This is a genomic window from Tychonema sp. LEGE 06208, from assembly GCF_015207505.1.
In the GTDB taxonomy this organism is placed as follows: domain Bacteria; phylum Cyanobacteriota; class Cyanobacteriia; order Cyanobacteriales; family Microcoleaceae; genus Microcoleus.
In genome coordinates this window covers 1-20,496 of the sequence record NZ_JADEWT010000118.1, presented here as the reverse complement: position 1 = coordinate 20,496, position 20,496 = coordinate 1, and the positions used below count along the sequence as shown (strand labels likewise).

At 45.8% G+C, this 20,496-nt stretch carries 18 protein-coding genes; 11 read left to right on the top strand and 7 right to left on the bottom strand.

Annotation, left to right across the window (positions count from 1 at the left end; genetic code table 11):
* Nucleotides 1-145: 145 nt before the first annotated feature.
* Both IQ263_RS23725 and purC read right to left on the bottom strand, forming a co-directional pair.
* A complete protein-coding gene (locus tag IQ263_RS23725) occupies nt 146-2,581 on the bottom strand; it encodes a BamA/TamA family outer membrane protein (protein WP_194070593.1) in 2,436 nt (811 codons plus the stop codon).
* Between the two features lie 524 nt (nt 2,582-3,105).
* Nucleotides 3,106-3,834 (bottom strand): phosphoribosylaminoimidazolesuccinocarboxamide synthase, encoded by a 729-nt coding sequence (purC, locus tag IQ263_RS23720; RefSeq protein WP_194070592.1) that lies wholly within the window; start codon nt 3,832-3,834, stop codon nt 3,106-3,108.
* Between the two features lie 536 nt (nt 3,835-4,370).
* Here purC and IQ263_RS23715 point away from each other — a divergent pair.
* From IQ263_RS23715 to IQ263_RS23670, 10 genes are all read left to right on the top strand, one after another.
* Entirely contained in the window at nt 4,371-4,805 is a 435-nt protein-coding gene (locus tag IQ263_RS23715) for a response regulator (protein WP_333195337.1), read from the top strand.
* A 119-nt stretch (nt 4,806-4,924) separates the two neighbouring features.
* Nucleotides 4,925-8,338, top strand: coding sequence for a response regulator (locus IQ263_RS23710; RefSeq protein ID WP_194070591.1), 3,414 nt, complete (start codon nt 4,925-4,927; stop codon nt 8,336-8,338).
* 162 nt (nt 8,339-8,500) lie between these two features.
* Entirely contained in the window at nt 8,501-10,798 is a 2,298-nt protein-coding gene (locus IQ263_RS23705; RefSeq protein ID WP_194070590.1) for a DNA phosphorothioation-associated putative methyltransferase, read from the top strand.
* Nucleotides 10,799-10,800: 2 nt separating this feature from the next.
* A complete protein-coding gene (locus IQ263_RS23700; protein WP_194070589.1) occupies nt 10,801-11,058 on the top strand; it encodes a BrnA antitoxin family protein in 258 nt (85 codons plus the stop codon).
* Between the two features lie 138 nt (nt 11,059-11,196).
* Entirely contained in the window at nt 11,197-11,817 is a 621-nt protein-coding gene (locus tag IQ263_RS23695; RefSeq protein WP_228050304.1) for a transglutaminase-like domain-containing protein, read from the top strand.
* A 91-nt stretch (nt 11,818-11,908) separates the two neighbouring features.
* On the top strand, nt 11,909-12,283 hold the full coding sequence (locus tag IQ263_RS23690) for a DUF433 domain-containing protein (RefSeq protein ID WP_194070588.1): 375 nt from the start codon (nt 11,909-11,911) through the stop codon (nt 12,281-12,283).
* Between the two features lie 190 nt (nt 12,284-12,473).
* Entirely contained in the window at nt 12,474-12,686 is a 213-nt protein-coding gene (locus IQ263_RS23685) for a hypothetical protein (protein WP_194070587.1), read from the top strand.
* A gap of 67 nt (nt 12,687-12,753) precedes the next feature.
* Nucleotides 12,754-13,527, top strand: coding sequence for a DUF2314 domain-containing protein (locus IQ263_RS23680; RefSeq protein ID WP_194070586.1), 774 nt, complete (start codon nt 12,754-12,756; stop codon nt 13,525-13,527).
* A 137-nt stretch (nt 13,528-13,664) separates the two neighbouring features.
* Nucleotides 13,665-13,913: a hypothetical protein gene (locus IQ263_RS23675; RefSeq protein ID WP_228050303.1), complete on the top strand. Its 249-nt coding sequence runs from the start codon at nt 13,665-13,667 to the stop codon at nt 13,911-13,913.
* A 30-nt stretch (nt 13,914-13,943) separates the two neighbouring features.
* Nucleotides 13,944-14,084: a hypothetical protein gene (locus IQ263_RS23670; protein WP_194070585.1), complete on the top strand. Its 141-nt coding sequence runs from the start codon at nt 13,944-13,946 to the stop codon at nt 14,082-14,084.
* Here the strand turns inward: IQ263_RS23670 and IQ263_RS23665 are convergent.
* The 4 genes from IQ263_RS23665 to IQ263_RS23650 all read right to left on the bottom strand — a co-directional run bounded on the left by IQ263_RS23665 (nt 14,071) and on the right by IQ263_RS23650 (nt 18,042).
* On the bottom strand, nt 14,071-15,243 hold the full coding sequence (locus IQ263_RS23665) for a TRC40/GET3/ArsA family transport-energizing ATPase (RefSeq protein WP_106148286.1): 1,173 nt from the start codon (nt 15,241-15,243) through the stop codon (nt 14,071-14,073). The two genes, IQ263_RS23670 and IQ263_RS23665, sit on opposite strands and share 14 nt — an antisense overlap.
* Nucleotides 15,244-15,431: 188 nt before the next feature.
* The gene (locus tag IQ263_RS23660) at nt 15,432-17,240 is read right to left on the bottom strand and encodes a mechanosensitive ion channel family protein (protein WP_194070584.1); all 1,809 of its coding nucleotides are present in this window, start codon (nt 17,238-17,240) and stop codon (nt 15,432-15,434) included.
* A gap of 137 nt (nt 17,241-17,377) precedes the next feature.
* Nucleotides 17,378-17,572, bottom strand: coding sequence for a hypothetical protein (locus IQ263_RS28890; protein WP_228050302.1), 195 nt, complete (start codon nt 17,570-17,572; stop codon nt 17,378-17,380).
* 77 nt (nt 17,573-17,649) lie between these two features.
* On the bottom strand, nt 17,650-18,042 hold the full coding sequence (locus IQ263_RS23650) for a C6orf136 family protein (RefSeq protein WP_194070582.1): 393 nt from the start codon (nt 18,040-18,042) through the stop codon (nt 17,650-17,652).
* A 69-nt stretch (nt 18,043-18,111) separates the two neighbouring features.
* Between IQ263_RS23650 and IQ263_RS23645 the strand changes: the two genes are divergently transcribed.
* Nucleotides 18,112-18,720 carry a glutathione S-transferase N-terminal domain-containing protein gene (locus IQ263_RS23645; RefSeq protein WP_194070581.1) on the top strand — a complete coding sequence of 203 codons (609 nt, stop codon included), beginning with the start codon at nt 18,112-18,114 and terminating at the stop codon, nt 18,718-18,720.
* A gap of 92 nt (nt 18,721-18,812) precedes the next feature.
* On the opposite strand, the gene IQ263_RS23640 is transcribed toward IQ263_RS23645, so the two are convergent.
* Nucleotides 18,813-20,237 carry an NADP-dependent isocitrate dehydrogenase gene (locus tag IQ263_RS23640; RefSeq protein ID WP_194070580.1) on the bottom strand — a complete coding sequence of 475 codons (1,425 nt, stop codon included), beginning with the start codon at nt 20,235-20,237 and terminating at the stop codon, nt 18,813-18,815.
* Between the last annotated feature and the right edge of the window lie 259 nt (nt 20,238-20,496).

The following is a 20,496-nucleotide window of genomic DNA, read 5'->3' as shown; positions in this document are numbered from 1 at the left end:
AGTAATTACCCATTACTGATTACCAATTACCCATTACTGATTACTCCTAACTAATGACTAATGACCAATGACCAATGACCAATGACTAATGACTAATGACTAATGACCAATGACTAATGACCACTGACTAATGACTCTTCGTTAATTAGAATCGCTCACCAATCCCAAAGTGAATTTGATTGCCGCCAGTGTCGTTGATGCCGTAGTCAATCCGGATCGGCCCTAACGGAGATTGAATCCGCACGCCGATCCCGTAACCGTAACCGCTACCGGGCTTTCCGCGGACACCGGCCGGGTCGCCCGGGACATCTTTGCCCGTACCCAAATCGGTGCCAGCATCCAAAAATAGCGCTCCGCCGATAAACGAAATAATCGGGAAACGGTACTCAACGCTGGCTTCTAGGAAACTGCGGCCAGATCCTACTTCGCCTTCGTCGTATCCGCGCACCGAGTTAGCACCGCCCAAGGCAAAAGCTTCGTAGGGAGGCAAATCTCCGAATACGGTGCCACCTTTAAAACTAAATGCCAGGGTTTGAGGGCCGGGGGTAAAGTTGGTGTACTTGACTGGTATGTAAAAGTTGTAGCTGGCCCGCAGGCGGTTGAACAGGATGCTGCCGGAACCTACAGGAATGGATTGTTCCATCCCAAACCTGAGCAGGGAACCGCTAGTGGGGCGGAGGGGGTCGTTGCGCCGATCGCGCACAGCACCTGCTTGGATTGTTGTCAAGTCGTCGGTGCCGGAATTGCTAAAACTTAGCTGGTTGCCGAGTTCGTCATCGGATTCGCGCCTGCCTTTGCGATCGGTAATTGAGACTCGCTGGTACTGCAAGCCGAGTGAAGCAATCCACTCAGAATCGGCAAAAGGATTGCGCGACAGGGGACGGGTGAAATTGATGCCGGCACCGGTGCGGACGATGCGGGGTCGATCGTTGTTGGGCAATCTGACTTCCCGTTCTCCCCCATCAAAAATCACGCTGATCGATTGTCTTCTAAACGCATTAACCGTATAAGAAGTCCGGTAAGGATCGCCGGCAATCCAGGGATCTGTAAAACTCAAGTCAAACAGATTTTGGCGTTCCCCGAGTTGTACTTCAGCCCCCAATTTCTGGTTCCTACCGAACACATTTTGCTGCTGATAACTCACCGTACCGAACAAACCCGTAGCGGAACTCAAACCCGCACCCGCCGCCAGAGAACCGGTATTTTTTTCAATGACGTTGACAATTACTCTGGCCTTGCGCGGATCAGTCGTGCCCGGTTCCAAAGCAAGCCGCACGTCTTCAAAAATTCCCAAACCAAACACCCGTCTCAAATCCCTTTCCGCCTTGGTGCGGTTAAAGATATCTCCGGGCTTGAGTTCTACTTCGCGGGTGACGACAAAGCGCTTGGTGTTGCCTCGAATCGGCTGACCCGTGGGATCGGTTGGTTCTCCTTCCTTGTTCAGGAAACGGACATCAACGGATTCGATCTGGCCTTCTGCCACTTGCAAGGTGACTGTGCCGTCGTCTGCTACTTGCGGGGCATCTGTGATTTGGCCCAAAACATAGCCGTTGTCTTGATACCACGCATTAATTTTTTTGACTCCCTCCTCAAAGCGGCGGAGGTTGAGAATTTTGCCGTACTGATCGCCGAAGCTTTCGTCAACTACGGTTTGGGGCAGCACTTGCTGGCCGGTGATTGTCACTTTCTGCAGCACTGGATTGGGCTGCACGATAAAAGTCACTCGCACGCCTAACGGGGTGTCTTCCGGTACTGCCCGCACGTTTCTGAAAAAGCCCGTGGCAAAAATGGCGTTGATGTCTTGTTGCAGTTGGCTGCGGTTGGTGGTGCGTCCCGGTTGGGTGCTGATGACTCGGTAAATCTCGGTTTCTAGGTCTCCCGTTGCCCCGGTGACGGTAACTTCGGCAACTAGCACTTGCGGTTCGGCCGCTTCGGCGGGTGCTGGGGTTGGTCTGGGCTGCGATTCTGCCGGGCCAGGGGGCAATGTGGGAACTGTGTTTGCCGGCGGTCTGGTGGGGGCCGGTCTGGGAATTTGGGCGTTTTGACCGCTCGCCCCGGATGCGTCCGAGGTCGCTCTGGGAGAAACTTGTAGGTTTTGGGCGATCGTCCCCGCTCCGTCCTGTTTCCGAGGCTCTACTGCGACCCAGGCAGGCGTTACTGCCACTTCCGAAGGGGGGAGTTGGCTGTCTGGTTGTACCTCTTGCAGCGCGTTTTGACTGCTAGGGGCTGGCGATGGGTTGGATGCTAGCTCGGGTTTGAGTTGAAGCTGGGGCGAAACCGGGGATGGCGAGTCTGTGACTCGGTTTGGTGGTTCGCGGTCGTCTTCTCCTCTGGCAGGGGCCGCCACTATTTTGAGGTCTTCGGCCAAGCTGCTTTTAGCTGCTTTTTTGGGGTTTTGAGAAGGATTTTGGGTTAATTCTGGAACCGGGCGATCGGGTAATTCGATCGACCCAACCGGAGGAACGGCCGCCACAGTCCCCTCTGCTGATTCAGAGTAGGATGTTTGACCGCTTGCCGAATTTGATAATCCGAATGTTGCTGAGACAGTAAGAACTGCCACCAATACAGCAGATAAGCGCATTTTTGTTCACTCTTTTGGGCAATCACACACACACGATATTAGTCATTAGTCATTAGTCATTGGTCATTAGTCATTAGTCATTAGTCATTAGTTATTAGTTATTGGTTATTGGTTATTGGTCATTGGTCATTGGTCATATCATGTCTGGTAGATTAACCGCAATCAGTAGGGTTCGCGCGTGCGTCCTGGCATACGCTTGCTTTGTCGCGGACTCGCATTCCGCACGCGCGATCCGTTTTTGTGATGGTAATCGATCGGACTTGATATCATTAGTCATTGGTCATTGGTCATTAGTCATTAATCATTGGTCATTAATCATTGGTCAATGACTAATTACATCGGGAACATCTCAATGAGAGTAAAAACCTGTTGTAGCAGTGCTGTCCCCGCTTTTGTCTGCTTGCTTATATATACAGCAAGCGGGGACAACACTAATACAAGATCAAAACTGAGACGATCCCGCTGACATTCATCAAAAGCACAACGGCGACAAACTGTGCAATTGTAGCGCATTGTTAAGTGCTCTAAACTTTCTGAGCTAGAACCCGCTGGAGAACTTGCTGGTAAGCGGTTTCTACCGATCCCAAGTCGCGGCGGAATCTGTCTTTGTCCATAACGCGCGCGTCGGGGTCAGTTTCTGCGTTGTCCCACAGGCGGCAGGTGTCGGGACTGATTTCGTCGGCGAGAATCAGGTTTTGATGTTGGTCGATGCCGAATTCTAGTTTGAAGTCTACCAGCGTGATGCCGCACTGGGTGAAAAATTCTTTGAGTATTTCGTTAATTTCGCGGGCGGCGATTTCTAGTTGTTCTACTTGTTCCGGGGTGGCTAGCTGCATTAACTGCAGTCGGTCCTGGGTCAGCAGGGGGTCTCCCAAATCATCGTTTTTGTAATAAAATTCCACCAGCGCCGGATTGACAATTGTACCCATCGCAATTCCGGTTTGTTTGCACAGACTACCGGCAGCAATGTTTCTGACTACAACTTCTAAGGGCAAGATGCGGACGCGGCAGACTCGCATTTGGTTGGGCGCTGGCGTGTCTATGAAGTGGGTGCGTATGCCTTTGGCTTCTAGCATCCGAAACAGGTGGGCGGATACGGCGCAGTTGATTTCGCCTTTCCCCACAATGCTGCCGCGTTTCTGGGCGTTAAAGGCTGTAGCGTCGTCTTTGAAGTGGGTCAGCAAAATTTCGCCCTCTTCGGTGGAGTAGAGGATTTTGGCTTTGCCTTCGTAGAGTTTGCGTCCGGCTGACATGGCGATTCATAATGTAGATGAGTTGTAGATTTTACAGTAGCTCGATCGCGCATTATTGGCGAGTGTTTGGCTCTCGGCAGCCCCGCCCCCGCCCCTCACAGGCGAGTACCTCTGTGGATAGATACTGCGATCGGTCTAGCTATAAATGATTCTTGACAACGCAAAATAGAGATTAGACGGGCTTTGTTCGCTATTCCCCGCGCCCGAACCCAAAAACGGTTCAACAGTTGCCAGCATCAAGGTTGGCAGCAAACCGTTAACAATTACCTCGGACTTATACCATTTTTTTAAAGATGTGCTATAGATCGAGTCCTAGCCCCCCGATGCCTTGGGGGGGTGAGATGTAACGCTACTTAATGAAATTGGTATTGCGCGCGCCAGGAAATTGTCAGCGAGGGAAATTAATTTTTCCTTGCACCATACAGCGGGGAGGCTTTAAACCCATTTTTTCCGGTAAATCTTCAATCCAAAAATCGACTGACTGAAACTCCCAACGCTCAAGAGTGGTTAAAACATATCTATAAAAAGACTGATTTATGATGGAAGAAAAAAAAATTCATATCCTTTTGGTAGAAGATGACGAAGTAGATGTGATGAACGTCCAGCGAGCGTTCAAAAAAAATAACATCGTCAATCCGCTATACATGGCTGCCAACGGACTAGAAGCTCTGGCTATATTACGCCAAGAAGAAAAAATAGAACCTGTAATGCCTCAAACGCGCAGGTTGGTTTTGCTGGACTTGAATATGCCGAGAATGAACGGCATTGAGTTTTTACGAGAATTGCGGCAAGATCAAAATCTGAGATCGATTCCAGTGATCGTCCTCACAACTTCTAATGAAGATAGAGATAAAGTAGAAGCCTATAATTTGAATGTAGCTGGCTATATTCTTAAACCAGTCACTTTTTCTAATTTTGTGGAAGTTATGGGAACCCTAAACAGATACTGGATGCTGAGCGAAATCCCCTAGATTATGGAAAATTTAACAAAAAAGTTTCAAAGTGGCTATTGTGATTTTTTAGCGGTGCATTTATTCTATTAGTTTTTGTATGCCACAGCTTTTTCGGATTAATCCCTAATTCTCTTGTTATGGACAAGCTTATTAAAATTCTGATAGTTGATGACGATGAAGTCGATCGGATGACGGTCAAACGTTCGCTAAAGTCCGCTGGGGTTTGGGCAGAAGTTACTGAAGCAGAAGATTGTGCCGATGCCCTCGCCAAACTCTCGATCGGCAAAAATTCTAGCACAGCGGCCGAGAAACTCTCCACACAAAATCAATCCCCACATTTAAGGGACGTTGAGGAGACAGACAATTCGCTGCTATTAAATCAAATATTTGAGTGCAACTTTGACTGTGTATTCCTAGACTACGGCTTGCCGGACGGAGATGGACTTAGTTTGGTGAAAGATATACGGGAAGCTGGGATCAAAATCCCCTTAATTGTCCTCACAGGTCAAGGCGATGAACAAATTGCAGTGGAATTGATGAAGGCTGGAGCTTCTGATTATATCGTTAAAGGCAAGATGTCTCCAGATAGTTTGTCGCGCAGTTTGTTTAATGCACTTCGCGTTTACCGCGCCGAATATAAGGCGCTTATGACAAGTCAAAAACTCAAGGAAAGTGAGGAACGCTACAGGTTAGTTGTAGAGGGGGTAAATGACGGAATTTGGGATTGGGATTTAAGTAAAAATGATGTTTATTGGAACGATCGCCTTTTGGAAATGATCGGGTTGTCGCGCTATCAATTTGGTAGCACGATGGATGCTCTATACAGCCGCCTGCACCCAGAGGATAAGGACGGCATCGTTCGGGCGATCGGGCATCACTTAAAACAAGGAATTGACTATAATGTAGAATTCCGACTGCTGCATTCATCCGGTGCTTACCGCTACTGCACTTCTCAGGGAAAAGCTCAGCGGAATCTGCAAGGAAAAGCACTGCGGATGGCCGGCATAATTAGCGACATTACCGAGCGCAAACAAGCCGAAGATGCTCTAGAAAGAGAAATGCAGCAATTGAAACAAATTATTGCTTGCGTGCCGGTAGCAATGGCGATGTTCGATACTCAAATGCGCTATTTAGCTAACTCTCACAAATGGCTGACTCAATTTAATTTGGAGTGGCAGTCTCTGACTAATCTCAGTCATTACGAAGTGTTTCCAGATACGCCAAATCGCTGGAAAGTAATGTATGAAGAAGTGTTCAAAGGCGAGATAGTTTCTGTCAGCGAAGATGCTTGGGAACGAGCAGACGGCTCTGTTTTATATTTGCGCTGGGCTGCTCACCCTTGGTACAATCCCGACGGCAGAGTGGCGGGAATGGTTATGGTAGCGGACAAGATTAATGAATTGGTGGAAGCGCGGGAAACTGCCCTAGAAGCGAGCCGGGTGAAATCGCAATTTTTGGCGAACATGAGTCACGAAATTCGCACTCCGATGAATGGGGTTTTGGGGATGGCTCAATTGCTGTTGCGGGCTCCTCTGGAACCCAAACCGCGCGAGTGCGCTCAGACTATTTACCGCAGTGCCGAACATTTGCTGAGCGTGATTAATGACATCCTAGATTTTTCTAAGATTGAAGCTGGAGAAATGCGGCTGGAAAAAGCTGATTTTGATTTGGATAGCTGCATTGAATCCGTGATAGAAATGGTAGCGCCTTTGGCAGATGAAAAAGATATTGAATTAAATATTTTAGTTGATAGTTCGGTGCCGAAAAAGTTGGTGGGCGACTCGGGAAGGTTGAAGCAAATTTTGATAAATTTGACTGTAAATGCCATAAAATTTACCGATCGCGGTCAAATTTTCATTCACGTTACTGTCAAGCGGGGCAAACAACTGGTAGAGGGCAAAGAAGATATCAAATTGCTATTTTCAGTCCGGGATACTGGCATTGGAATTTCGCCGGAAGGGCAGACAAAGCTGTTCCAATCTTTTTCTCAGGTAGACGATTCTCCGACTAGACCTTACGGCGGTACGGGTTTGGGTTTGGCGATTTGCAAGCAGTTAGTGGATATGATGGAAGGCGACATTGGAGTTCGCAGTTTGCTAGATAGCGGTTCGACTTTTTGGTTTGCTGTACCTTTGGAAAAACAGTTGCAAGTTCAGCCTCAATCGCCCGAACTAGCAGGTAAGAAGCTGTTAGTAGTATCTGGAAGCGCTTTGAGGAGGGCGGCGGTACGATCGCTCGCTCAAAGTTGGGGTGCTCGCTGCGATGAAGCAGAAACTGCTGCTGATGCTTTGACTTGGTTGCAAAATGCTCGGGGCGGGATTTCTGAGGATTCGGGGGAAGGGGAAAAATGCTGCGATGCGGTGCTTGTGGATTTGCAAATGCCGGATTTGGATGCGGAGGAATTTGGTTTGAAAGTGCGATCGCTCTCAACAGTTGACTCGTTAATCGCCATGACTGCTTTGCGGGAACAGGCGAAAGCGGAAGCCCTTTGCAGTGTGGGTTTTAGCGGCTATTTGATCGAGCCGGTGCGGCCTTCCCGCTTGCTTGAGGCTTTGCTGGCCCCCGTTAAGGAAAGGGGAGAGTTTGACAGCTTGGAGGCTGCTAATACTCGCAATTTTCCAGCAGCTAATTCTCAATACGTTACTCCCAATTCGCCCTCATCGCTGAAAATTTTGCTGGCGGAAGACCACCCGATCAATCAACAAGTTATAGTCGAACAATTGGCAGCTTTAGGCTATCGTGCTGACTGCGCCGCCAACGGTCAAGAAGCGCTGGATTTGTTGGCAGAAAACAACTACGATCTAGTGTTGATGGACTGTCAAATGCCGGTACTTGACGGTTACGCAACTGTGCGAAAGTTGAGGGAACGAGAAAAGGGCGATCGGCATACTTTTGTGCTTGCTTTAACAGCTCACGCTTTACCGGGGGAACGAGAAAAGTGTCTGGCGGCGGGGATGGATGATTATCTCAGCAAACCAGTAGATTTAGATGCTTTGGCGGCGGCACTGAACAAGTATGAAGCCCAAAACGCTCATTTTAAAAACTATGGAGTTCAAAATATTAATTTGGTAGAACCGGAGATAGCGGTAACATATTATACAGAAACCTCCCAAAAAGTAGAGGTGGCCGCTGTGCCGGCATCAAGGGCGATCGCGCTTCAAACTTGGGAACACGGAGACTGTGACGGACTGTTCGACAAAAGCAGATTGGAGCAACTCCGACGAGTTAATATTAAATTGCCCGATCGCCTTTTGCAAGCATTTGTAGGAAACGCGCAAGCTGATGTGGCTGCTGCCAAAATAGCCGTAGAAGCTAAAGATTGGCCAACTGTGGAATATCAAGCACACCGTCTCAAAGGAACTGCTGCAAATGTGGGAGTTGCCCTGATGTCGGATTTGGCCGCACAATTAGAGAATTATGCCCGAAGCTTTCAATCTGAACCCGCAGCGGCTCAATTATCAACTATTGAGGTAGTTCAAAAAATATTAGTGAGTTTATCCAGTCATTTAGCGCGGGTTCGAGAATTTGTAGAAACTCGAATATTTGGTTAAAAATATGTTAATCTGTCGTCATAGCCGAACGTAGTAGCAATTGAAATCGAGCCTAAAAAAACGAAGTCCACTCCTAGCGAACTAAGAATAAATTCTTTCTTTCTTGACTCTGTGTCCTCTGCGTTCTCTGCGGTTAATTTAAAAAAATCAATTAATTTAGCTATGACCCACGATATCAGTAACAACCCTATTTTAGATGCCGAACCCTTAGAGAATGATCGAGAACTGCTAACACCTTTGATGGCTTTTGCTCAACAAATTTTGTTGCACGAACTAGAAGCAGAACCTCTGGAATTGCATTACCAGTCTCTAGCCGATGGCGGGGGAGTTGCGGTAAATTGTATTGTGGAAAAAGTAGCTCGCTGCTGTCGGGAAAGCAAAATTGGCAAAAAATTACCGACAGCTTTTTACATTCACGTTTCTGCCTTGTCAGCGCTCAATCCTGTCCTCGCAATTTACGAAAATTGTGCCAGACAAAATCTCGAAAACATTGATGAAGCAACTTTAGTTAAATTTTCACTCCAGCAACCTAAAATATCTTATCTTTTTTACCCCGATTTCGACACAGACGCTCACCCTGCTTTGCAAACCAGCATCCAAATTAATCTCGAAACAGGCGAAGTTAAATGTTTCGATTACAGCAACAGCGAAAATCCCCCGGTTTTGCACCGCAAGGAAACTTTTGTAACTGCGGATTATCCCAATTACGAAAAGTTTGCTCGACTGACTCGCAGCGAGGAAGGATGGGGACTGCTTGACAATACTAGCGTTATCGGGACTCGCGAGGGTTGGCTGAAATATTTGGGATATTGCGGTGTAGAAATTCAAGATCATACTGTTGTTGAACGTTTGAAACAGCAGAATAGCGATCTTTCAATTCCTAAAATTGAACGCCACAAAGCTGCGATGGTACGAAACTCTGTTTCTAAGCCGGTGCGTTTGGTTTTGGAATCGGATTTGTTTGTGGATGGGATGACTTTTTTTGATTACGGTTGCGGCTATGGCGGCGATGTTAAATATATTGCGGGAGAGGGTTATGTGGCTGCGGGTTGGGACCCGTACTATCAGCCGGAAACTCCGCGAATTTGTGCGGATATTGTGAATGTTGGTTATGTGATTAATGTGATTGAGTCTTTGGGGGAAAGGCGAGAAGCTTTGCTGAATGCTTGGGATTTAACTAAGAATTTATTGGTTGTGGCGGCTCAGGTTTTGATTGATGATGGCGATCGCGGTCAAATTGCTTATGGGGATGGGGTGATTACTTCTCGCAATACTTTTCAGAAGTATTACGAACAGCAAGAGTTGAAGGTTTATATTGACCAAGTTTTGAATGTTGATGCGATTCCTGTGGCTTTGGGGATTTATTTTGTGTTTCGGGATGCGACGGCGGGTGAGGGTTTTCGGGCTTCTCGGTTTCGATCGCGCTTATCGACTCCCAGAGTGCGATCGCAAGTCAAGCGATTTGAGGATTATGCCGAAATACTGGCTCCTTTGATGGCTTTTGTGAGCGATCGGGGGCGTCTTCCAGTGAAAGACGAATTAGCGGAAGAATCGCCAATTAAGCAGGAATTCCACAGTTTTAACCGCGCTTGGAGGGTGATTTTGCAAGCAACGGATGCGGATGATTGGGAGAAAATCGCCGACAAGCGCCGCCAGGATTTGCTAGTATATCTCGCTCTCAACGGTTTGGGCGAGCGTCCTTCGATGCGCCGGCTTCCAGTTCAAATCCGCAATGACATTAAGGGTTTGTTTGACAGTTATCAAAAAGCTTGCACTTTGGCAGATTTAATGCTATATAGTTTGGGCAAAGCTGATATTGTGGCGGATTGTTGCGAGGATAGCGCGATCGGCTACAAACAACCCGGTTCCCTTTCAGTTCACGTCTCATGTTTAGAAGAACTTGACCCTTTGCTGCGACTCTACGAAGGCTGCGCTAACCGCACAATCGGTAGACTTGATGGCGCTACAATCATCAAATTTTACGCTCGCAAACCTCAGATTTCCTATTTATTTTATCCAGATTTTGACACTAACCCGCATCCAGCCCTCCATAGGTCTATGCACATACATTTGCGCGACCTTTCTGTCAGCTACGAAGACTATTCAGATGCGTACAATCCGCCAATTTTAGTTAAAAAAGAAGCTTTTGTCAATCCCAATTATCCGCATTACGAAAAGTTCGCGAAACTCACCCGCCAAGAGGCAAAGTTAGGGATTTTTGATGGTTCTGTCGTTAAGAAATATCGGGAATGGGTGAAGTGTTTGGAGGACAATTGCGTGAGAATTAAGGGTCATAAGTTGTTTTGGCGATCGGATGCTGACCCGGAAAAGTTGAAAATGTTGAAAACAACTGCGTCGGAACGCCAGCAGAAAAAGATTGAGGTTAATGCGGGAAAGAGTGAAGGAACTGCAGAGGACACAGAGAGCGCAGAGGATGGAAAAGAAGAGGGAGGGGAATAGTCATGGAAACAGAGTATGATTTTAGTCAGGGTAAGCGAGGGGCGATCGATCCAACATTACCTGAGAAAACTCGGATCGCAATCTGGTTAGATGATGAAGTTTTAGCGTGGTTTCGCGAACAAGTTCATTTAGCAGATGGAGGGAACTACCAAACCTTGATTAATGAAGCGTTGCGTCAATATATCCAGCAGAGTTCTGAGCCTTTGGAACAAACTTTGCGAAGAGTTGTACGAGAAGAACTTCAGCGGATTAAAAAGTGAAGTGCTTACAGATAGCTAACATGACACGGTATCTCATTATGAAAGTCACTGTTTTATGAATGCAGACGCTATGAACAATACCTCAAAAACCGACTGGGCTAGAATCGACTGCATACAAAAGTATGAGGACTAATAGTCATGGAAATGAAAGAATACTTGAAAGTGAGTGAAGTTATTGATTGGCAGCATCCCGAAATTAGGGGATGTGCTAAACAAATCGCATCGGGACATGAGACATCAAGGGCGATCGCCAAAGCGTGTTTTGAGTGGGTTAGAGATGAAATTCGTCACAGTTATGACTATCAAATGAGTCCTGTTACCTGTCGAGCTTCAGATGTTCTTCAGCACAAAACAGGTTATTGCTATGCGAAAAGTCACTTGTTAGCAGCGTTACTAAGAGCCAATGATATTCCAGCAGGTCTTTGTTACCAGCGGTTGAGTATTGATGATAAAGGTGCGCCTTACTCATTGCACGGTTTCAATGCCATTCATTTACCTGAAGTTGGTTGGTATCGGGTTGATGCCAGAGGTAACAAAGAAGGAGTAAACGCTCAATTCAATCCACCTCAAGAACAGTTAGCTTTTAAGATTCAGTTTCCTGAAGAAGCAGATTTTCCAGCCATATTCTCAGAGCCGCTTCCAGTCGTTATAGAAGCATTGCAAGGACAGAATACATGGGACGATCTGCTTCGCAATCTCCCAGACATTTCGTTGGAATCTGCCAATAGTTATGGGTTACTATTATTCCAAACGCGATGAAAAATACCTCAAAAACCGACAGGGCTAGAACCGACGCAAAGCGTTAGACATCTTGCTAAAATGTTTTTATACAGTTTAAGTCAGGCACTATATGTCCTTAATGAGCGCCCCAGCAAAATTCCCAGCAACCTCTCCCCCTTTCCGTTGGGATGAAGCCGGAGGTATCCGTATAGGTTCGAGTCGAGTCACCCTAGATAGCATACTTGCTTCATATCACAATGGCTCCACTCCCGAAGAAATCGCTATTCAGTATTCAGTTGTCCGCTTAGAAGACATATACAGTACCATTGCTTATTATCTCAACCACCGTCAGGAAATTGACAGTTATTTGGAACAGCGCAGCCAACAAGCTCAGCAACTGAGACAACAACTTTCTCAAAAACACAACTTAGTGGATCTGAGACAACGTTTGCTTACTCGTTATCAGTCAAAAGGGGAGTCGATACCAAGTGCGCCTCCTCACTAGACCTCTTGCAAAAGTCCTTTTCATCAATTTATAGGGCAGGCGAGACACCCACAATAAAAAATGATTCTTGTGGGATGGGCCGGAAAGCCCGTCTTAGTTATTTTTGCAAAAGGTCTATTGAGTAGATAGGCTTGCGATCGCAAAGATATTGCTACAATAACCGTATAACTCTATCTTGCTAAAAATTCCTATGATTTCCCAACAGATTGAAGACCAATCTCGACACCTCGAAGCGCGAGTTGCAACTTTAGAAACAGAACTAGCACAGATGAAACAGATGCTATCTGTATTCGTTCAGAAAAAATCTCCTTGGTGGCTAAAAGTTGCGGGTAGTTTTGAAAACGATCCTACCTTTGACGAAGCAGTTCGCCTCGGACAAGAATGGCGTAAGTCTGCTGAATAGCTCAATATCTGCTTATGATGTATATTAACGTTAGAACTAACTCGAACGATCGACTAGGGGGTGGTAAATGAGTCAAAATATTTATCGATTTAAGGGTAATGACCCGGATATAAATCTTGCTAGCAATAAGGCACGCGAATCATTTAAATATTTTTGGCGTGAGTTGTCATGGGAAAAGAGGCGAATAATTCCTGGGCTTGATATAAGTGCAGTAAAACTTGGATTTCCGACTGGAAAGGTGACGGATTCTACACCATCAGTTGAACATATGTGGGTGGGGAATGTTAAGTTTGATGGTCTGAAAGTTAGTGGAGATTTATTAAACGATCCGAAATGGATAGATGGAATTGGATCTGGCGACCGGATTGTGATGCGCTTCAACGACATCGATGATTGGATATATTCTCTTGATGGGATGGTTTATGGTGCATATACTGTTAATGCAATGCGGCTTAAAATGAATGGCGCTCGAAGGCGTGTGCATGATGATGCCTGGGGTTTGGAATTCGGCGATCCGAGAGAAATCCGAATTGTTCCCGATAGCTATTTAAATAAAGAGTCAAGAAATAAGGATGAATATGAAATCGGCGAGCATCCAATGAGTGAGAATATGGCTGCAAAAATTGATTGTGCATTAAGTGAAAATCCTACTATTGTAAATCAAATTGATGAAAATGGTTGGACTATGCTGCAATATGAGGCATTGGCTGGCAACTTAACTCCTGTTAAATTATTATTAAAGTATGGCGCTGATAAAATGATTAAGAATCCGAATGGGTTTACGGCGATTGATTTGGCAGAAGTCATGAAATGGCATAAAATTACTGATGTTCTAGGATAATTGCGGGGGCTTATAATAGGGAATTGTTTACGATCAACAAGAGCCGCAACTTATTTCAGGACGTAAAGCAACTCGTCAGGAGAGGGCAGAGTATTAAAGTTGAAGCATTAAAGCAGCGATTAGATCGCAACCGTCCAATGACTAGCGTAACAATCCGTATGCCCGAAGATGTTGTGGAAGATTTAAAAAAAGTTGCACCATTGTTGGGTTTTTCGGGTTATCAGCCATTAATTCGTGCTTATATCGGTCAAGGTTTGCGCGTTGATTTAGAACGATTTGAGAGCGAGACAGTCACAGCCTTAGTAGCAAGTTTGAAGCGTCGAGGTGTCAGCCATGCAGTGATTGATGAGGCATTAAAGGAAGTCGTTGATGCTAAATCATGTTAATTGTATCTAGCAGTAACGGAGGACACGGCAATGCCGTTTACCTACATCAAAATAATCGCAGCACGGGCAAAAACTCCCAGCCACAATAATCGCGAGAGATGTAACTACCGCCGATTAATTGTAGGGACACGGCAATGCCGTGTCCTTACCCGCAGCATCAAGCAAACTTAATCTTCAAATAATCATCTTCCATCTTCGCCCCGGAAGGTTGCAGCGCGGCTAAAGCTTGTGGCAACACCATATTGCGGCGGTGATTCCCAATCCGAACATTCAACTCATCTCCCGTTTTGGTCAACTGAATTTGATCCTTAGCAATTCCCGGCAAATACAGTTCTAGAACATATTGATTGTTGTCCTGCACAATTCTAATCGTATTTTCTGTGTAATAAACTTTGCTTGGGTCTTCATCTGCATAAAGCGTTTCTTTCAAGCGTTCCAAAGCCGGCAAACCGCACATTTCCTCGGAATAAAGCGGGACTTCTTTTACAGGAAGCGGCCGAAAATTTTCGTGAATTTCCTGCTTGTACTGCTGCTGGTTCTCTTTCCAACGCTTGAAAAATGGATCGGTTACTTCTTCAGGAATAATCCGGTTGGCGACAATTAAATCTGTGGCAACATTGTACAAACTCAAATAGGCGTGAGCCCGCAAAGATTCTTTGATTACCATTTTTTCAGGATTAGTAATTAACCTGACCGAAGTCACAGTATTGTCAGTTAAAATCTTTTCCAAAGCTTCGATTTGTTCGTAAAATTCGTAAGGTGCATCCATCACCTCTTTGTCTGGCAAAGAAAAACCCGCAAGTGGTCTAAAAAACGGTTCAACTAAAGGTCTGAGGGCAACAGATATACCTTGCAATGGCTTGTAAAATTTTCTCATGTACCAGCCGCCAACTTCCGGCAAACTTAACAATCGCAATGCTGTACCTGTGGGGGCGGAATCGATAATTAAAACATCATATATGCCCTCGTCGTAGTGGCGTTTCATCCGCACCAAACCAAAGATTTCGTCCATTCCCGGCAAAATGGCTAATTCTTCAGCTTGCACGCCCTCAAGTCCCTGCGCTTTCAAAACTTGAGTAATGTAGCGTTTGACTGCTCCCCAATTGCCTTCTAATTCCCTGAGAGCGTCCAATTCTGCTCCCCACAAATTGGGTTTGACCAGTCGAGCATCGTGTCCGAGTTCCATGTCGAAGCTGTCGGCTAAGGAGTGGGCGGGATCTGTGCTCAGCACTAGGGTTTTGTATCCCAATTCGGCGCATCGCAAGCCCGTAGCAGCGGCTACGGAGGTTTTGCCGACGCCGCCTTTTCCGGTCATTAATATTAAGCGCATTGATTGTTTAGCTCGCCTGAAAATTCTTTACTTATATATTGTAACGGGATGTAACGGAGATTAATTTAGTGGGGGAATTAATTTGGGCGATCGCCCGCTGGACACAGCAAATTGTCAACAAAGCACAAAATCGGTGCGATGTCAATAGCAATAAAAGTTAAATCGTGTCCGATGGAGCGATCGCGAACTCATCGCATTTTTTGGTCATACTTTTCATCTAAAGCGTGCGATCCATTGGAATTACGATCGCCCTTTGAGACTTCCTGCAGCGAATTTTTAAACCAGATGGACTGCTGGGGGAATGGCATAGAAATGTTCTCTTCATCAAATACCTGCTTCAATCGCCGGCGAAACTCGCGTCCGACTTCCCACTTTTTCAGGGGTTGAGTTTGAATCAAGAGGCGAATCGTAATGCTATTTTCACCAAACGCATCAACGCCCAGTACCTTGGGAGGTTCTAATATTAATTCTTGCCACTCAGAATCCAAACTCATTTGAGTCGCTGCTTTTTTAATTACGGCGATCGCACGGTCAATATCGGTATTATAAGCAACCTCAATACCTAAATTCACACGAGACCAACTGCTAGTATGGTTTTTCACCATAGTAATACTGCCATTTGGAATACTAATTAGATCGCCATCTTGGTTCCGTAATTGAGTTACCCGCAGGTTCATTGTTTCCACGGTTCCACTTTCATTGTTAGCAGTGATTATATCGCCAACGCCATACTGATCCTCCAAGAGAAAAAACAATCCGTTAATCATGTCTTTGACAAGACTTTGAGAGCCAAAGGAAATCGCCAACCCAAAAATACTCACACTTGCCAAAAGCGGCACAATGTTAACACCCAAAATTGACAAAGCAGTCAATCCGCCAGCAGCAATACAACAGAAACCGCTAGCTCCCTTCATCACGCCAGAAAAGGTTTTTAGCCGCTGAATCCTTCGGACTGATGCACTGTCGGGAAGGAATTGCCCCTGACTGAGAGCTGCTACAAAATGGTCAATTACAACGAAGCTGATGCGAAGTATTAGGTAAGTTGCAGCCCCAATTAAGATTAAGTTGAGTAAGGTGACGCTCAAACTTTTCAGCAATAGTGATTGCAGCCATCGAGTCTGCGGAAACAGGCTCAAACAAAATGAAATTCCGCCTCCCCACAGGCCAAGCTGGCCGAGTTGTAATAACCGCTGTCGCACTTCATACCAAAATTTGAGCCGCTGCTTCCGAGCAATTTTTTGTTGCTGTTTGCAAGCAATCGCTGCAGCTTCATCCTGCTCCTGCTCAGACAAATCTTCTACTTGCTCTTGGGAAGCATTGAGTTGTTCGATTTGTGTTAAGACTGCTGCATAACGGGCTTTGATATAGCGCTGTCTGAGGCGCATTCCCAGACTGAGCAGGAGCATAAATAGGATGACTCCGCCCGCTCGCAATGCCTGTTTTGCTAAAAACTTTGGCTGATGCTCCCGTTGAGACGCAAGCAGGGCATTTTTAATAATTTGAGTCAAGTTTTGAGCGTGAGTGGTTAGCTCGACTCCGTACAGGCGAGCATCGTCAGTGGTAACGGTCATCAAATAGTTTTTATTGACAGAAATAATTGGAAGTTGACTCGTTTGGTCTACGCTGTAATCGACTTCTAATTTTCCCGGTTCAAAGTTGGTATTGGCAATTCCTTGAAGCTGATTTGTAACGGTTTTTACTCTTTGCTGAATGGGTGAAAGAGAAATTGCTTCTTGCTGCTTGGTGTTGAGCGCAGGAGCTGTCAAAGCAAATATCGAACGACCATCTAAATAAACATCACCGACAACAAAGTTAGTGCTATCGTTGGCGGAATAAATATTGAATAATCGCTGTGGTTCTGGAGATGAGGGTTGTCCGACCACTGGCACTATCGACGCGCCCAAGAGGAAGATGAATGCACCAATTGCCAAGGCAATTTTGTGCCACAGGTAATTAGTTCGACGAGAATTAAGATTTATCCAGTTCAAGCAAGACATTTTTCTACACATTGCATATTTGTATCAAGGTCTCACCTGGGTTTGATTGCTACAGAATGCAGTTGATGGCGCAATCTGCGCTGTCGCCATTAAGCCAAGGATGATGGCGCAACAGGGTGGCCTTTAGGTTCGATCGCTCAAAGCCAGAGGAATTGAGCAAATGATGGTGGTGAGGCCTGACTCGATCGACTAAAGTGTTGAGTTCGATCGCCGGTTTCGCCACCAAAGCTGTCATTATAACGCTGCAGCCAAGACTGTTTGACTAGATGAGAAATTGAGGCGCTGTCATAGTAGTGGCTGGTAAATTCTGCGATCGCGCGATCGGCAATCATCTATCGCTTTTAATCGGGCAAATTAAAAAAGGTTTTACCTGGTGCATAGCAAGCAAAGGGAACGCAGCAAGCGACAGTCACTTTTGAGTAGCGACGGGAAATACAAGTTGTTTGAGAACATCAAAGCGCGAACAGTTCCAGTAATCAATGTGGGAAACGATTAAACCGTCGCTGTTGACCTTCAGTTCGCTTCTCCCGCTAATCGCCATTTTTGGTTTCCAAGGTAGCGGTGCGATCCAACTCAGAGTCCAGCGAGTTTCTATGGCATCTCCCGACTGAGAAATATCGTGCAAATCGAGTTGAATTTGTTGAAAAAAAGTCCCCATAAACCCCAGCATTTTTTGGTAGCGATCGACTCCTGTAAATCGATTTAGAGGGTCTTCAAAATAAACATCTTTAGCATAAATGCTGTAAGTCTGATTTTCAGGAAATCTACGGTAGTCCTCGGTGATAACTTGAATAATATCCATTACGATTAGCGATTTGCCTAAAATGATTATAATATAGTTTATACCTGCTACAGAAAAGGCGGACAATTTATGATCGACCTCTACACTTTTACCACGCCCAACGGACGCAAAGTCTCGATTATGCTCGAAGAAATAGGTTTACCCTACAACACGCACGTCATCGACATCAGAAAAAACGACCAATTTAGCCCAGAGTTTATCGCCATCAACCCCAACAGCAAAATTCCGGCAATAGTCGATCGCGATAACGGCATCACCGTCTTCGAGTCCGGCGCCATCCTGATCTATCTAGCAGAAAAAAGCGGCAAATTTCTACCCACCGAAAAAGAAAAATACTTTCAAGTTATCGAGTGGCTGATGTTTCAAATGGCTAGTGTCGGGCCAATGTTCGGTCAGCTAAACCACTTCAAACGCTATGCACCCGAACAAATTCCCTATGCCATTCAACGCTACGAAACAGAAACCTTGCGACTCTACGGAGTATTAGACACTCAACTAGCAAAATCCGAATATATCTGCGGCGAATATTCAATTGCCGATATGGCTATTTATCCCTGGGTTGCTATTTACGAATTTCAAGGATTAACCCTCGACAACCACCCCCACCTCAAACGCTGGGTAGAAACCTTGCAGAAGCGCCCAGCAGTTGAGCGCGGCATGGCTGTCCCCGCGATGTAAAAATCAAAAAAATTAACCGCAGACAAACAAAGATATCACTAATTAGATCTAAGTTTGTCCGCGTTCACCTGCGGTTAAAAAATCTTTAAAACCTAATCAGCGAAATGCTGAATAATCGCATCCGCAAACTCAGAACACTTCAGTTCCGGCACAGGTGGTTCCATCAACCTTGCCAAATCGTAGGTAACTTCACCGTTAGAAATGGCCGCGCCCAAACCTTTTTTAATTAAATCTGCGGCTTCCTGCCATCCCATATATTCTAACATCATTACCCCCGACAAAATCAGGGAACCGGGATTGACTTTATCCAAACCAGCGTGTTTTGGTGCAGTGCCGTGAGTCGCCTCAAAAACTGCACATTCATCGCCAATATTCGCGCCGGGGCCCATTCCCAATCCGCCGACAATTGCAGCCGCCGCATCGGATAAGTAATCGCCGTTTAAATTCATGGTTGCCAAAATCGAATATTCGCCTGGCCTGGTTTGAATTTGCTGAAAAATACTATCAGCAATTCTGTCATTAACCATGATTTTTTCTTGCCACTTACCGTTACCGTGACTGTCCCAAATTGCAAACAGAACGTCGGCAACTTCTTGGCGGATTTTAGCTTGTTTTTCGGGAGTCAAGGCATCGTATCCCGGATCGATTTGGCGGGCATTGTCTTCTAAGCTAATCTCGGGATTGCGTTCTTTGTTGCCCAGAATCCAAGATTCTCTTTCTGTCACGCATTGGTTCCGAAATTCGGTGGTTGCTAGTTCGTAACCCCAATCTCGGAAAGCTCCTTCGGTGTATTTCATGATGTTGCCTTTGTGCACCAAGGTTACTTGTTGCTTGTCTTTTGGCAACCGCAAAGCGTGGGTCATAGCCCGCCGCACTAAACGCTGGGAACCGCTTTTGCTAATTGGTTTAATGCCGATTCCAGAATCGAGGCGAATTTGTTTTTTGCCGTGTTCTGGTGTGGCGGGAATTAACTCATTATTGAGGTATTCAATCAATTTCTTGCCGATTTCGCTGCCTTTTGCCCATTCAATTCCGAGGTAAATATCTTCTGTATTTTCCCGGTAAATAATTACGTCTAGCAGTTCAGGAGTTTTGTGCAGCGATGGGGTGCCATCGTAATATTTGCATGGCCGCACGCAGGCGTAGAGGTCAAAGATTTGCCGCAATGCTACGTTGAGCGATCGAATTCCGCCACCGATTGGGGTTGTCAGCGGGCCTTTGATGGCGACTCCGTATTCTTTGATGGCGTCTAGGGAATCTTGGGGCAAATATTGGTATGTACCGTAGACATCGCAGGCTTCGTCGCCTACGTAAATCTTGAACCAGTTAATTTTTCGCTGGCCGCCGTAAGCCTGTTCTACTGCGGCATCCATGACTTTCTGCGATGCTGGCCACAAGTCCACGCCCGTACCGTCGCCGCGTATGAAGGGAATAATTGGGTCGTTGGGGACGATCGGCAAACCGTCTTTGAATGTAATTTTAGAACCAGTTGTCGGGGCTACAATTTTTTCGTACATATCTTAACAGTGCGGATACCAATGTTCCCTATTTTGCCACGATTATACCAGAAGGAAGAAGTCATTAGTCATTAGTCATTAGTTATTAGTCATTAGTCATCAGTCATTTTACCCGCTCGCGAAGTCGAAGGGTAGTCATTAGTCATTAGTCATTAGTCATTAGTCATTAGTCATTAGTCATTAGTCATTAGTCATTAGTCATTAGTCATTAGTCATTAGTCATTAGTCATTAGTCATTAGTCATTAGTCATTAGTCATT